The 14,253-nt window shown below is 62.3% G+C and carries 10 protein-coding genes; 2 read left to right on the top strand and 8 right to left on the bottom strand.

From position 1 onward, the window contains the following. Positions 1–359 precede the first annotated feature (359 nt). Positions 360–3,296, top strand: a complete 2,937-nt coding sequence (locus NF78_RS28520) for a response regulator (RefSeq protein WP_156119920.1) — start codon at positions 360–362, stop codon at positions 3,294–3,296. Next, complete coding sequence (locus tag NF78_RS21705) at positions 3,280–4,257, top strand: response regulator (protein ID WP_052050828.1); 978 nt, start codon at positions 3,280–3,282, stop codon at positions 4,255–4,257. Before NF78_RS28520 ends, NF78_RS21705 begins: the two co-directional genes overlap by 17 nt. A 320-nt stretch (positions 4,258–4,577) precedes the next feature. Here NF78_RS21705 and NF78_RS21700 read toward each other — a convergent pair whose 3' ends face one another. The 8 genes from NF78_RS21700 to NF78_RS29915 form a co-directional block, all read right to left on the bottom strand. Further along, on the bottom strand, positions 4,578–4,955 hold the full coding sequence (locus tag NF78_RS21700) for a phage holin family protein (RefSeq protein ID WP_035991591.1): 378 nt from the start codon (positions 4,953–4,955) through the stop codon (positions 4,578–4,580). 179 nt (positions 4,956–5,134) lie between these two features. Beyond that, positions 5,135–6,502 (bottom strand): sensor histidine kinase, encoded by a 1,368-nt coding sequence (locus tag NF78_RS21695; RefSeq protein ID WP_035991589.1) that lies wholly within the window; start codon positions 6,500–6,502, stop codon positions 5,135–5,137. Between the two features lies 1 nt (position 6,503). Then, positions 6,504–7,178, bottom strand: coding sequence for a response regulator transcription factor (locus NF78_RS21690; RefSeq protein ID WP_035993634.1), 675 nt, complete (start codon positions 7,176–7,178; stop codon positions 6,504–6,506). A 124-nt stretch (positions 7,179–7,302) separates the two neighbouring features. Then, positions 7,303–8,340, bottom strand: coding sequence for an AI-2E family transporter (locus NF78_RS21685; RefSeq protein ID WP_052050827.1), 1,038 nt, complete (start codon positions 8,338–8,340; stop codon positions 7,303–7,305). 25 nt (positions 8,341–8,365) lie between these two features. Continuing rightward, a complete protein-coding gene (locus NF78_RS21680; protein ID WP_035991588.1) occupies positions 8,366–9,061 on the bottom strand; it encodes a rhomboid family intramembrane serine protease in 696 nt (231 codons plus the stop codon). An 85-nt stretch (positions 9,062–9,146) separates the two neighbouring features. Next, positions 9,147–10,796 (bottom strand): alpha-amylase family protein, encoded by a 1,650-nt coding sequence (locus NF78_RS21675; RefSeq protein WP_035993629.1) that lies wholly within the window; start codon positions 10,794–10,796, stop codon positions 9,147–9,149. Positions 10,797–10,862: 66 nt separating this feature from the next. After that, the gene (locus NF78_RS21670; protein WP_035991586.1) at positions 10,863–11,813 is read right to left on the bottom strand and encodes a YihY/virulence factor BrkB family protein; all 951 of its coding nucleotides are present in this window, start codon (positions 11,811–11,813) and stop codon (positions 10,863–10,865) included. A 156-nt stretch (positions 11,814–11,969) separates the two neighbouring features. After that, positions 11,970–14,252 carry an amino acid permease gene (locus tag NF78_RS29915; RefSeq protein ID WP_072016221.1) on the bottom strand — a complete coding sequence of 761 codons (2,283 nt, stop codon included), beginning with the start codon at positions 14,250–14,252 and terminating at the stop codon, positions 11,970–11,972. Between the last annotated feature and the right edge of the window lies 1 nt (position 14,253).

Raw genomic sequence — 14,253 nt, 5'->3', positions numbered from 1 at the left:
TCAGTGTCAGGGGATGCTGACCCGGTGGGTGCAGGAGCGGCGCTGACGCGATCGGGGCCAGGGGCGGTTGCGCGGTGCTTCGCAGTGCAGGCCGGCTTTCAGGCGATGCCCCAGCAAAAAGGCGCGTTACCAAACTTTACGGCAGGGCTTCGACTCACCCAGGCAGTAAGAATGGCTACTCTGCGCAGGGTTGGCAATGGTTAGCCGCCCAGCCTGAGCCGAGGCGGGGCCAGACTGCAATAACGGCTACACCATTCTGGGTACTCTCAAGACTGCCCCTTCTTTATCTAGCTCCCTGTTTTCTGGCCTCAGTTACTGGCCCCCGTTTCAACCGCTTCTCTGCCCTAGGGCAATGGCCTATGCAACCTGCACCTTTCCCCACGAATGAAGCCTGTCGGCTACAGGCACTGCATCGCTATCGTATTCTGGATACTCCCCCAGCGGATGGTTTCGATAGCCTGACTCGCCTGGCCGCTATGATCTGCGCCACGCCCATGGCCATGGTCAGCCTGATCGACGAGCGGCGGCAGTGGTTTAAGGCTCAGCTGGGCCTCCCGGTCAATGAAACCCCCAGGGATATAGCCTTTTGTGCCCACGCTATTTTGCAGCCTGAGCTCCTGGAGGTGCCCGACACACTAGTCGACCCGCGCTTTTGCGACAACCCCCTGGTCACCCATACCCCCTGCATTCGCTTTTATGCCGGCATGCCGCTGCAAACTAGCGATGGCTACACCCTGGGCACCCTCTGCGTAGCCGACCGGGTGCCGCGCCACCTGAGCGATCAGCAGCGAGAGGTGCTGACCGTGCTGAGCTGCCAGGTGATGGCTCAGATGGATTTGCACTACCGGGTAAACCAGCTGGAGCAGGCCCAGGTGGACCGTCAGCGGCTGCAGGAAACGTTGCGGCTCCAGGAGCAGGCGATCGCCGCCAGCAGCAACGGTATCGTAATAACCGACGCCCGCCAGCCCGATAACCCAATTATTTTCGTCAACCCGGCCTTTGAGCGCATCACCGGCTACTCGAGTGCAGAGGCCCTGGGGCGCAACAGCCGCTTCTTGCAGCAGGGGCAGAGCCAGCAGCCCGGACTCCACCTGTTGCGGCGGGCCCTGGCCGCAGGGCAAAACTGCACAGTGGAAGTGATCAACTACCGCAAGAACGGCCAGCAGTTCTGGAATGATCTCAGCATCTCGCCCATCTACAGCCCCGAGGGCCAGCTCACCCACTTTGTTGGCATCCAGACCGACATCAGCGATCGCAAGAAGGCCGAAGCTCAGCTCTATCAGCACATGCAGGCGCTGGAGCAGGCCCGCCAGGCCGCAGAAGCCGCCAACCAGGCCAAGGGCGAGTTTTTGGCCATGATGAGCCACGAGATCCGCACCCCCATGAACGCGGTGATCGGCATGACGGGGCTGCTGCTCGACACCCCCCTCACCGACCAGCAGCGCGACTTTGTCGAAACCACTCGCCACGCTGGCGATAGCCTGCTCACTATCATCAACGACATCCTCGATTTTTCCAAAATGGAGTCCGATAAACTAGAGCTAGAGACCCAGCCCTTTAACCTGCGGACCTGCCTCGAAGACGCCCTACAGCTGCTGGCGGTCAAGGCCGCCGAAAAGGGTCTGGAGCTGGCCTATCTGCTGCCGCCGGAGGTGCCCCAAAACCTGCTGGGCGATGTCAGTCGGCTGCGCCAGGTGCTGGTGAATCTGGTCAACAACGCGATCAAATTTACGGCCCAGGGCGAAGTGATTGTCTCGGTTTCGGTGCAGCCTCGCGACCCGTCGGATCCAGCCCTGGTGACGGTGGCGGTCAAAGACACAGGCATCGGCATTCCGGCGGAACGGCTGTCCTGTCTCTTTCAGCCCTTTAGCCAGGTCGATGCCTCCACCACCCGCCAGTTTGGCGGCACGGGGCTGGGTCTGGCCATCAGCAAGCGGCTATGCGAATTGATGGGGGGGTGTCTCTGGGTCGAGAGCGTGGAGGGCCAGGGATCGACCTTTTTCTTCACCCTGCCGCTGCCGCTGGACCCGCAGCCGGCCGCGATCGCCCCCGCCGTTCCCCCGGATCTCCAGGGGCGCTCCCTGCTGATTGTGGACGACAACGCCACCAATCGCAAAATTTTGCAGCTTCAGACCCAGAGCTGGGGGATGACGCCTGTGGCAGTCGATTCGGGGATGGCGGCCCTGGCCCTGCTGGAGCAACGGTCGTTTGAGCTGGCCATTCTGGACATGCAGATGCCCGCCATGGACGGGCTGACCCTGGCCCGCGCCATTACTCGGCTGCCGCGATCGCTGCCGTTGATCATGCTCACCTCCCTGGGCTGGACGCCTACCCAGGCCGATCGCGGGCTGTTTGCGGTCTGCCTGAGCAAGCCCGTCAAGCAGGATGCCCTGCTGGCGGCCCTGGGAGCGGCTCTGGGAGCGGTCCCAGCCGCGGCCCCAGGGGTGGCGCCGGTGAAGCCTCAGCCCCTGCGAGTCACCCCCCAGCCCGACCCCTCCGGGTTTGACAGTACCTTGGGGCAGCGGTGCCCCCAGCGCATTCTGCTGGCCGAAGACAATGTGGTGAACCAAAAAGTGGCTCTGCTGATGCTGCAGCGGCTGGGCTACCGGGCCGATGTGGCCGCCAACGGCCTGGAGGTGCTGACCGCCCTGGAACAGCAGCCCTACGATCTGGTGCTGATGGATGTGCAGATGCCGGAAATGGACGGCCTGAGCGCCACCCGTGAGATCGTTAAGCGCTGGCCCCAGCAACGCCCGCGAGTGGTGGCGATGACCGCCAACGCCATGACGGGCGATCGCGAGCAGTGTCTGCAAGCGGGAATGGACGACTACATCAGCAAGCCCATTCGGGTGGGCGATCTGGTGCGGGTGCTGGAAACTAACCGCGACCCCTGCCCCGGCCCGGCCCCCGCCGCCGCCCCGGCCATTGACCCGGACAGCCTGCGCCAGCTGATCAACAGCCTGGGCGGCGGCAACCCCGACATTCTGGCCGATCTGGTGGGCAGCTACCTGGCCAGCACCGCCCAGCTACTGGATGAGCTGGATGCCGCCAACCGCCAGCGCAATTGGCCTACCCTCCAGCGGGCGGCCCACACCCTTAAATCGAGCAGTGCCACGGTGGGCGCGATCGCGCTCTCGGCCCTGTGCCGGGATCTGGAGGAGGCCGTGCGCCAGGGGCTTTACGCCGATTACACCGCTCAAAGCGAGGCCATTCGCCAGGCCGCTGAGCGGGTAGAGGCGGACCTGCACGCAGCCCTGGTGTCCCAGGGGGGAATGGGTCATGCCAATCCAGCCTGAGGGCGCCGTTATTTTAGTAGCCGAGGACGACCCCTTCATGCTCCGTTTGCTGGGGCAATACCTGGGGCAGGAGGGCTACCAGGTGATTGAAGCGCCCAATGGCAAAGCGGCGCTGGACCTTTACGTGCTCCACTGGCCAGACCTGGTTTTGCTCGACGCGCTCATGCCGGGTATGGATGGCTTTGAGGTGTGCCGCCGGCTGCAGGCCATCGCCCAGGGCAACCCAGCCCCCATGCTGATGATTACCGGGCTGGAGGACGAAAAATCGGTCGATCAGGCCTTTGCCATTGGGATGGCGGACTATGTGACCAAACCCATCCACTGGGCCGTGCTGCGTCAGCGGGTGCGGCGGCTAATTTCTCAGCATCGGCTGGAGATTCAGCTGCGGGAGGCCAACTACCAACTCCAGCAGCAGACCCTGATCGACAGCCTGACCCAGGTGGCCAACCGCCGTCGTTTTGACGAGTATCTGCTGCAGGAGTGGGGGCGCTGCGTGCGTGACCAGGTGCCGCTGTCGCTGCTTATTTGCGATATTGACCATTTCAAGCACTACAACGACCACTACGGCCACCCGGCGGGCGATCGCTGCCTGCAGCAGGTGGCTACAACCCTCAAGCAGGGTATCCATCGCCCCGCCGATCTGGTCGCTCGCTACGGTGGCGAAGAGTTCGCGGTAATATTGCCCAATACCCCCCTGGAGGGGGCCACGGTAGTCGGCGATCGCCTGGTGCAGTCGGTGCAAAACCTGAGCTTGCCCCACGCCATGGCCCCGACCACCGCCGTCACCATCAGCTGCGGCATCGCCAGCGTGCAGCCCTCGGCCAACGGTTTACCCTCCGATCTGGTGCTCAGTGCCGACCAGGGGCTCTACCAGGCCAAGGCCCAGGGCCGCAACCAGTACCAGGCGATCTGCGTTTTGCCAAACGGTACGCAGCCACCGTTCGGGGCTGTGATGTTTTAGTAGAGATTCAGTCAGGCAAAAGGCAAAGAGGGCGGTTCTGGGTTTCGGGTTTCGGGTTCTGGGTTTCGGGTTCAGGATCGGTAGACCGGTCAGCTGCACCGACCTGCGATCTTGGCGATGGAGTCATTGGATGGCTGCGGTCAGATGCGCGGTGAGCCGGAGGCCTTATCCGGCGTTGCTGAATGCAGGTGTGATATGCCCTCCCAGCCCCCCAATTCTGGGGGGAGTCGAACTCTCAAAGTCCCCCAGAATTGGGGGATTTAGGGGGCGATGAAAGAATGTCAACTTTACAGGTTAATTACTCAATTCAGCAACGCCCCTTATCCGTTAATTTCTTGGGTTTTGGGCCTGGTGGCCTGACTGACAAAGAAGTTGTTCAACGCGGTGGATACCACCGACAGCACGATGGGGCCAACGATAAAGGCCCAGAACCCGCTGACCGAGAAGCCAGGGGTGACCAGCGAGGCCAGCCAGAAGCAGATACCGTTGACCACCAGCGAAAACAGACCCAGGGTCAGAATGGTGATCGGCAGCGACAAAATAAATAGGACTGGCTTGATAATGCCATTGACCAGGCCAATGGCGATCGCGGCTACCATGGCGGCCGGGAAGTTAGCCAGCACCACACCGGCAAACATCGCGTCTACCAGCAGCAGCGACAGGGCTGTGGCCAAAACACTCAGTAGGTAAAGCAGCATGTTCAAAATCTCCTGGGGCGAGGGACGTGCAGCGATGCGCCATAATCGGAGGCTACAGGCATTCTGGCACAGTGATTTGGTCTGTCAAAGCCCTTTTCCTGGCTTGGCTGGCCAACGGAGGCAATTCTTAATATTGCAGGAATATTACAGTGGCCATTGCGCCGCCTGAAGGGGCCGGGTCAGCGATCGCCCCTGGCCCTGGCGTGGGGCAGCTCCACATAGAAGCGACTGCCCCGGCCGACTTCGCTAGCGACGTGGATATCGCCGCCGTGGGCCTGGACAATCTGCTGGGCGATCGCCAGGCCCAGGCCCAGGCCGCCGGTCTGGGGCGATCGCTGCTTATCCACGCGGTAAAAGCGCTCAAAAATATGCGGCAGATCCTTGGCCGGAATGCCAATGCCGTTGTCCTCCACCCCGATCCAGGCGCTGCGGGTGCCCGCCGAGAGGGTGACCTTGACCCAGCCCCCCGCCGGGGTGTACTTACAGGCGTTGATCATCAAATTGCTTACCGCCTGTCGCAGCAGGTCAGGGTCCGCCTGAACCCAGACCGGAGCAGTGGGGCAGACCACCGTCAGGGTGATCGGCTGGGCCACGGTCTGGATCGTCTCGGCGGCGACCAGGTCCTTCAGCCAGGGGTGGAGGTCTAGCACCTGGAGGGGTTGGGCCTTGAGGGACTCGCTGTAGCGGGCCAGCACCAGCAGCTGACTGACCAGGGTGTTCATGCCCTGGGTGACCGCAACAATTTTCTCCAGCCGCCGCTGCTGTTCAGCGCCGCGATCGCTGCCCGCCAGCAGCCCCACCTGGGCATTGCTCAAAATGGCGGCCAGCGGAGCCCGCAGTTCGTGGGAGGCGTCAGCGGTGAACTGCTGCAGCTGCTGATAGGACTTGTGAATGGGTGCCATGGCCAAGCCGCTCAGCCCCCAGCCCACCAGGCTGATCACCCCGAGGGTGAGGGGCACGGTAATGGCAAAGCCAACCAGCGTCTGGCGCAGACTGTCCTGCACAGGCGTCATCGGGGTCGCGATTTGCAGGTAGCCAATCACCTGCTCGCGACGGTAGACGGGGAGGGTGATCTGTCGCAGGGGAAACGTCTGGGCGCGCCTGGCCCACGGGGCGGGATGGCTGGACCCATTTGCGATCGAAGCAGCAGAACCCGCCGGGGCAATGGGCCATTGCAGGGTTTGAAACTCCGGGCCCTCGATCAGCGGCTCTGGGGGCAGCTGCTCTGGGGGCGAGGGGCCAAAATACTGGCTCAGTTGTCCGGTGGCGGTGTACCAGCGGGCGTAAAAAATATCCGTATCGGCGGGTGGGGGGGTACTGCCCAGCAGCGGCGTATTGTCGAGGTTGGCCGGCTCCACCCCTAAGGCCGTGTCGCGGTACTCGATGCTGGCGGCCAGCACCCGGCCCTTCTTGTAGAGCAGGCGGTCGACTGACTCCATCTGGTAGGCCACCCGCTGATAGTAAACTACCCCGGCAAACACAAGCAAAATGCTGCCCATGGAGAGGGTGAACCACCAGGTCAGGTTGCGGCGGCTGTGGGTAAACATCTCAAGCTGTGGGGCAAATGCAGTAGCCCATGCCGTAGACGGTTGAAATCCAGTCGGCGGCCTGGAGGGCGCTGAGCCGGTGGCGCAAACGACGAACCAGGGTGGTGATGGCGTTGCTCTCGGGCTCGTCGCCCCAGGCCCACAGGGCCTGCTCGATCTGGTCGCGGGAGAGCACCTGGCGCGGATGGCGCAGCAGGTACTCCAGCAGCTGAAACTCGCGTCCGGACAGCTCGATACAGACCGATCCTCGCTCTACGGTCAGGTTGGTCAAATGCAGCGTCAGATCGGCCAGGGTGAGGGTCTCGCCGCCGTAGATCTGCGATCGCCGTCCCAGAGCCCGCACCCGCGCCAGCAGCTCCATCACGTCGGTGGGTTTCACCAGGTAGTCATCGGCACCGGCATCCAGCCCGGCGACTTTGTCCAGGGTGCTGTCCTTCGCCGTCAGCATCAGCACGGGAGCCGTTTTGCCAGCCTCCCGATACTGGCGGCACAGGACCAGACCACTGACCCCCGGCAGCATCCAGTCCAGAATTAGCAGGTCGTAGTCCCGCTGGGCGATCATGCCCTGGGCAATGCCACCATCCAGCAGGCCATCGACGATGTGTCCGGCCTGGGAGAGCGCCGTTTCCAACGGTTCCAGCTGCTCTGGATCGTCCTCAACTAGCAGGATTCGCATGGGGTTAACCACCGTGTCTAACTCAGCCCTATCGTTTTGAACATAGGCAAGCACCCACAACTCTGCCTCTGGCCTGGGTTAGATCTTGGTTAAAAAAGCCCGCTCCACAGCCTGGGCCAAACCCCTACAGAATATCTGCCGCACTCTGGTTGAGGTAGAGCATTCGCACCATGATAAACACGACCACCGTCACGGGGGTAGCCACCAGCACCCCCAGCAGGCCAAACACAATTCCCATGGCCAACACAGTCGACAGCCCCAGGGCCGGAGGCAGGGAAACCACCCGCTGCTGCACCACCGGGGTCAGGACATTGCCCTCGAGCTGCTGCACCACCAGGTAAAACAAGGCGACATACAGCGCTTTAATGGGTCCTACGGTAAAGGCGATCAAAACACCGGGTATCGAGGCCAAAATTGGCCCCAGCACCGGAATAAACTCCAGCAGAGCGGCAATGATCCCCAGCACCAGCGCCAGGGGGACGTCTAGCAGCCCCAGCCCCAGGGTGATCACAACGCCGACTACTACCATGGAAATCACGCGCCCCAGCAGCCAGGCCCGCAACCCCTGCACAATGGCATTGATCACCTCCTGGGCTCGCTGGTGCCCCTGGGGCGGAATCAGGCTGATCAGGCCCCGACGATACAGGTAGGGGTCAAAGGCGACAAACAGCCCGATGAACAGGACAAACAGGGTGTCACCCAAGATTCGCAGGGTGAGTGTAAAGGTGTCGAACACCTGGGGAAACCAGTAGTCGAAGCTGAGGCGCTGGCGATTGAACTGTTCAATTACGTTGTAGAGGCCTTCTTCCCCCAGACGCTCGATCGCGATCGCCTCCAGCAGCCCAATCCCCAATTCAATCTGCTCGACCAGCTGACTGGCCTGGGCAATGATTTCGGGCACCAGCAGCCAGGCCGCTACCGCCAGCACCAGCACCAGCACCAGCAACACCACGCCCAGGGCAGCCTTTCTCGACAGCGGTGTGCGGCGGGCAATGGGGGCAGCCAGGGTCCGCAGCATCAGGGCCACCAGTATCCCCAGCACCCCCAGCAGCAGCACATCGATCACGGCCCAGGAGAACCAGGCCACCGCCAGCACAAACCCCACCAGACTGACGACCAGCAGCACTCGACTGACAAAGTCTCGGTAATTTTGGTGATTCATGGATGGGGATGCTCGACGTCGGGGGTTAGCGGGGCTTGGTGGAGAGTAACCCCAGCATCGGGCCGAGGGCGAGACCCACCACAAAGCCACCGGCATGGGCCCAGTAGGCTACCCCGCCCGTGTCTGCGGTGGTAGTTGCCTGCAAGCTGGCAAAGCCGTACAAAAACTGCTGGAAAAACCAGAAGCCCAGGAAAAATAGGGCCGGAATGCGAAAGGTAGTGAGGAAAAACCCCAGCGGCACCAGGGTGAGAATGCGAGCCTTGGGAAAGCGCAGAATGTAGGCCCCCAGCACGCCCGCGATCGCCCCACTGGCCCCCACCGCCGGAATGCTGGACTGCATAGCCACCCCCCACTGGGCCAGGGCCGCCAGCGCCCCGCAGGTCAGGTAAAAAAATAGGTAGGACACCCGGCCCAGCTTCTCCTCAATGTTGTTGCCAAACACCCAGAGAAACATCATGTTGCCGCCCAGGTGCAAAAAGCCGCCGTGGAGAAACTGCGAGGTAAATAGCGTTATCCCCTCCGCCCACATTTGGGCTGGGTTGCCGCTCTGGAAACTGGCGGTTAGCTGCTCGGGCACCACCGCAAAGGTTTGAAATAGCTCCTCTAGCTGGCTGGGGGTCAGCGTCAGGGCATACAGGAAGACCAGAATATTGGTCGCAATCAGTCCGTAGTTGACCCAGGGTGTGATCTGGGTGGGGTTGTTGTCATGGAGGGGAACCACAGTGTCTGCCCAGAATTGCCAGTATTTTCACTGTGAAAAGCAAATGTGACGCTAAGGTGACAGACTAGCTGCCCCGGCAACTGGACTAGATCACCGAATTGGTCACCCTAAACCAGCGGTAGTCGTATCCCTCGAGCTGAAACTCGTGGGTGGGGGCGGAAACCGTTTCCTCGGGCTGGTTTTTGAACAGATCCACCAGGCAGTGGTCCAGGTCGTCCTTCAGGGTGAGGGTGGCGGTACAGGGGTCGGGGCTGAAGTTGTGGATCGCGATGACGACATTGCCCTGCCACTGGCAGCGGTGGGCAAACACACTGGGGTGTTTGGTGTCCAAAATTTGCCACTGGCCCCAGCCCAGTTCTGGGCATTCCTTCCGCAGCCGAATCGCCTGCTCCATCCAGGTCAGCAGGGAGCCCGGTTCGCGGCGCAGGCAGGCGACATTGACCTCTTTGTAGTTGAACTGCCCCTCTGAGACCACCGGCAAAATCAGATCCTCGGGGGCGGCGGTGGAAAACCCGCCGTTTTTGCCGGGAGACCACTGCATGGGGGTGCGAGCGGGTTTGCGTTCCTCCAGGGAGAGGTCATCGCCGATGCCCAACTCCTCGCCGTAGTTGAGCACGGGGGTACCGGGCAGGCTCAGCAGCAGGCTGTAGGTCATTTTGAGCAGTTGTAGATCCCCATTCACCATAGGGGCAAACCGGCGGCGAATGCCGCGATCGAAAATCCACATGGTGTCGCGATCGGGGGCAAAGGCGGCGGCAATTTCGTCCTGCTCGTCGTCGGAGAGCTTGTCGAGGGTGAGTTCGTCGTGGTTGCGAACGAAGTTGGCCCACTGCCCGATGGACGGGACGGGGGGCAGGTCCTGAAACGCCTGGACCAGGGGAGCGGCCTCCTGTCTGGCCAGGGCCAGGAAGAAATACTGGTTGCCCCAGAAGTTGAACAGCATCTGCATGCGATCGCCATGGTCGAAGTACTTCGACAGCTCGTCGGGAGTTTCGTTGGCCTCCGCCAGCAAAATCGCATCTCCCCGTCGCCAGGAGAGGAAATCGCGCATTTCGTCGATATAGATGTAGGGGTCTTCAACCCGCTCAAAGAGATTGTCCGCCTGGCGCAACTCGATCAGGTGGGGCGCGGCGTCGATGCGAAAGCCCGATACTCCCAGGGCCAGCCAGAATCCCATAATCCTTTGAATTTCGGCCCTGACCTCTGGATTGGTGATGTTGAGATCGGCCTGATGGTCGTAGAAGCGGTGGGCGTAGTAGGCGCCAGCCTTTTCGTAGTAGGTCCAGGTGGTGTCCTGCAGCCCCGGAAACATCACGCCCCCTTCCTGGATATCCTCCGGTTTTTGCTCAGACCACAGGTAATAGTCCCAGTACTTGGACTCCCGGTCCCGCACCGCCTCCTGAAACCAGGGGTGCTGATCGGAGGTGTGGTTCACCACCAGGTCCACAATAATGCGAATGCCCCGCTCCTCGGCCCGCCGACTAAATTCCACAAAGTCCCCCAAAGACCCCAGCCTTGGGTCGACGCTGTAGTAATCCATCACGTCGTAGCCGTTGTCTTTGTTGGGAGAGGGGTAAAAGGGCATCAGCCAGACGCAGGTAATGCCCAGACCGGTCAGGTAGTCCAGGCGCTGGGTCAGGCCGACAAAGTCACCAATGCCGTCGCCGTTGCCGTCCATGTAGGTTTCAATGTCCAGGCAGTAGATGACGGCGTTTTTGTACCAGAGGTCAAGCATTGGAGTTTCAGCAATATCAGGGGCTATTTTCAGCTTGAAAATCAAATGTGACGGGAAGATGACAGGTCAGTCTCCCGTCCGGTCTCTGGTTTGATTTCTGGCTCGGTTTCTGGCCTGGCTGGTTTTCGATTCCTGATCAGCGGTGGAGACGGCAAAATCGGAGGGGGTGATCGGTTCCCCGTGGCGACGGGCGTAGACCTTGGTGAAGGCCGCCCCTGAAAACAAAATTTGAGCCGCATAGAACACCCAGGTGATCACCACCAGAAACGACCCGGCCACCCCGTAGGCGGAACCGATGTCGACCCAGTTTAGAAACAGACCAAACAGTTCCTGTCCCAGCAGAAACAGCAGCGCCGTGATCATGGCGCCCATCAGGGTGTCCTGCCAGTGAATATCGGCATCCGGCAGGATGGTGTACATGGCGGCAAACACGGCGCTAATCACCCCAAAGGAAATCAGCCCGCTCAACCCCTGCCAGAGATGCCCCAGGCCGGGCACCCAATCGTTGAGATTGACCACCATCGCCGCCAGCAGGGTGCTGAGCACCGAGGACACCAGTAGTAAAAAAATAATTGCCAGAATCATCGCAACGGACAGCAGCCGCTTGCGGACAAAGTGGAGCATCTGTCGCCTTGGGTTGGGCTTGACTTCCCAGATCCGGTCCAGGGAATTTTGAATGCGGGCAAACACGTTGGAGACCCCAAACACAAAGAAGCCCAGGTTGAGCACCAGCTGCCAGGGGCCTTCCCCGGTCTGCTGCCGCAGGTTGGTAATGGCGGTGGCCATCAGTTCTGCCCCCTCTTCCCCCATCAGCTCCGCCAGCTGGGACACAATTTGCTCCCTGGCGGTGGCCTCCCCAAAGATCGACCCCATCACCAGAATCACCAGAATCATCAGGGGGGCCAGGGAAAACACGGTGGAGTAGGCCAGGGCTGAGGACAGCAGCGAAATTTCCTGGGTTTGCCACTCGACGGCGGTGCCTTTGAGGAGGCGACGGGCTTTTCTGACAATGGCCATGGTACGGGGTTCTCAATGGGCTCCAGAGGCGGCATCATCCCAGGGGCGGGGTCTGGGAGGTCAGCCTATAGTTTTAGAATTGACGGCAAAGGTGACGGAAAAATGACGGGCGATCGCCCCCCTTCCATCCCCACCCCCAATCCAAGTCCTTTGCCCTCACAGCCAGCGGCGCAGCCGGGCCAGCAGCCGCTCGAGGCGCAGCAGGCGGCGGGGTTCGTGCCGCCGCACCAGCAGAACGGAGCAGGGCGCTTTTTCGGCCACGTGATCGGCGGTGGCGCTGAACAACCACCGCTGGGCGAACCACCGCTGGGACGCGCCCACAATTACCAGGTCGTAACCCTGGGCGGCCTCGGCCAAAATGGCCTGCTCCACGGAATCCACGGACTCGACCTGCACCCTCACCGCCTGCTGGCGGGGGCCAAACTCCGCCTCCACCCACTGCCGGACGGTGCCCTCGGCCCCCCGGCGATCCGCCGACGGCGTTACCCCGTGGAACACCACCACGGTGGCGGCGGTGGCCTGCTGCAGGTAGCGGGCTAGGTGCAGCCCGGTGAGGGCGTGGGGACTGTCGGCCACCGCCACCAGGATGCGCTGAATCTGATCGAGCTGGCGATCGCGCAACACCGCCACATCGCAGGGGGCATTGTTCAGCACTGCGCGGGAGGTGGAGGGGCTGAAGGGGCTAGCCCTGGACTGGCGATGCCAGCCCAGCACCACCAGGTGGGTCTGGGGCTGATGCTGGGCGATCGCCACAATCGCCGAGTCGACATTGCGGGCTCCCTGGACGCGGGCTTCCAGCTCCACCCCTGGGGTCTGGACCTGGGCCAGGGTCTGGTCAAGCTGCTGCTGCAGGCGATCGCGGCGGCGGTGGAGTTGGTGCTGGCCCGCCTGCAGGGACAGGTTGTAGGGCACCGGGACGATCTGGAGTCCGCTCAGGCGGGTGCCGGGCCGCCCCTGGGCCAGGGCCGTGGCCAGATTGACCAGCCCCAGGGCAGGGCGATCTTCGGTCAGGGGCAGCAATATTTCGCCGTACTGACGCTCCCCCTGGAGGTCGGAGCGACCCAGGGTCGATCGCAACGGCTGGGCGTCGTGGAGCCAGTGGCCCAGTTCTCCTTCGATGGTGGTGCGGCGGCGGGCCCAGAGGTAGTACCAGAGCAGGCTGGCGGCGGCCAGCCCCAGCCCGGAGAGCTGGGAGAAGCGATCGAGGGTGCCAATCACGACGATGGCCGCCCCCCCGCCCACCAGGGGCAACCAGGGAAACAGCGGCACCCGAAAGGTGGGTTGATACCAGGCGGGGGCGGCGCGGCGCACCACGATCAGCCCCATCACGATCAGGGCGTAGGACACCATGAACAGGGCACTGGAAATTTCCGCCAGAATGGCCGCCTGCTCAGTCAAAGACAGCAGCAGGGCAATGCCCCCCGTCACCAGAATGGAGCGGCTGGGGGTGAGGTGGCGGGGGTGAATGTGGCCAAACCAGCGGGGCAGAATCTGGTCTCGGCCCATGGCAAAGTTAATCCGCGACGAGGCCAGAATGGCGGCATTGGCCGACGAGGCCGTGGCCAGCAGGGCACCCACACTGACCACAATTCGCCCCGGATTGCCCATGAACTGCTCGGCGGCCGCCAGCAGCGGGGTGTCAAATTCATCCATCTGGTCGTAGGGCAGCACCCCGGTCAGCACGTACACCACCGCCACGTAGATCAGGGTCGCCGCCACCACCGAGCCAATGATCGCCCGGGGCAGGTTGCGACCGGGCTGCTGAATTTCCTCGGCGACGGTGGACACCTTTTCAAAGCCAGAGAAGGAGACAAAAATCAGGCCCACCACGCCAAAGGCCGTGCCCCAGCCGAAGGGGGCAAAGGGGTCGTGCAGGTCGGCGTCGACGTTGAAAAATCCCAGTCCGGCAAAGCCCGCCAGGATCAGCACCAGAATGGCCACAATCACGGTCTGGGCGGTGCCGCTCAGCTTGGCCCCCCGGTAGTTGAGGCCAATGAAAAACAGCCCCGCCCCCAGCTCGCTGAGCCGGAGGGGAACCTCGACAAAGTCGGCCACGTATTCGGCAAAGCCAATCAGGTAAAAGCCCGTGGCAAACATCAGCCCCAGCCAGTTGGCCGGCCCCACCACCGCCGCCGCCACCGCCCCCAGGGTGCGGGAGATCAGGTAGTAGCTGCCCCCCTCCTGGGGCATGGCGGTGACCAGTTCAGACACGGTCATGGCAATGGGGAGGCAGATCAACCCGGCGATCGCAAAGGATACCGCCGCCGCTGGCCCCGCCTCCTGGGCCGCCGTCCCCGACAGCACAAAAATTCCGGCCCCCAGCATGGTGCCCAGGCCAATGGCCAGGGCATTGAACAGGCTCATTTCGCGCACCAGGCCCTGCTCCTGCTGTTCTTTCTGCTCCCGCTGGGCCGGTTGGGTTTGAGTTTGATTCGCCATC

Origin of the sequence: Leptolyngbya sp. KIOST-1, from assembly GCF_000763385.1 — a bacterium.
Taxonomy (GTDB): domain Bacteria; phylum Cyanobacteriota; class Cyanobacteriia; order Phormidesmidales; family Phormidesmidaceae; genus Nodosilinea.
Note: the sequence above shows the minus strand (reverse complement) of the source record. Positions and strands in the feature narration are given on the sequence as shown.

What these genes read in the sequence shown, in the direction of transcription:
- NF78_RS21690 (WP_035993634.1), bottom strand. Translation starts at nt 7,178, where the DNA reads ATGCGAATCCTGCTAGTTGAGGACGATCCAGAGCAGCTGGAACCGTTG.
- NF78_RS28520 (WP_156119920.1), top strand. Translation starts at nt 360, where the DNA reads ATGCAACCTGCACCTTTCCCCACGAATGAAGCCTGTCGGCTACAGGCA.
- NF78_RS21670 (WP_035991586.1), bottom strand. Translation starts at nt 11,813, where the DNA reads ATGGCCATTGTCAGAAAAGCCCGTCGCCTCCTCAAAGGCACCGCCGTC.
- NF78_RS21695 (WP_035991589.1), bottom strand. Translation starts at nt 6,502, where the DNA reads ATGTTTACCCACAGCCGCCGCAACCTGACCTGGTGGTTCACCCTCTCC.
- NF78_RS29915 (WP_072016221.1), bottom strand. Translation starts at nt 14,252, where the DNA reads ATGGCGAATCAAACTCAAACCCAACCGGCCCAGCGGGAGCAGAAAGAA.
- NF78_RS21685 (WP_052050827.1), bottom strand. Translation starts at nt 8,340, where the DNA reads ATGAATCACCAAAATTACCGAGACTTTGTCAGTCGAGTGCTGCTGGTC.
- NF78_RS21675 (WP_035993629.1), bottom strand. Translation starts at nt 10,796, where the DNA reads ATGCTTGACCTCTGGTACAAAAACGCCGTCATCTACTGCCTGGACATT.
- NF78_RS21705 (WP_052050828.1), top strand. Translation starts at nt 3,280, where the DNA reads ATGCCAATCCAGCCTGAGGGCGCCGTTATTTTAGTAGCCGAGGACGAC.
- NF78_RS21700 (WP_035991591.1), bottom strand. Translation starts at nt 4,955, where the DNA reads ATGCTGCTTTACCTACTGAGTGTTTTGGCCACAGCCCTGTCGCTGCTG.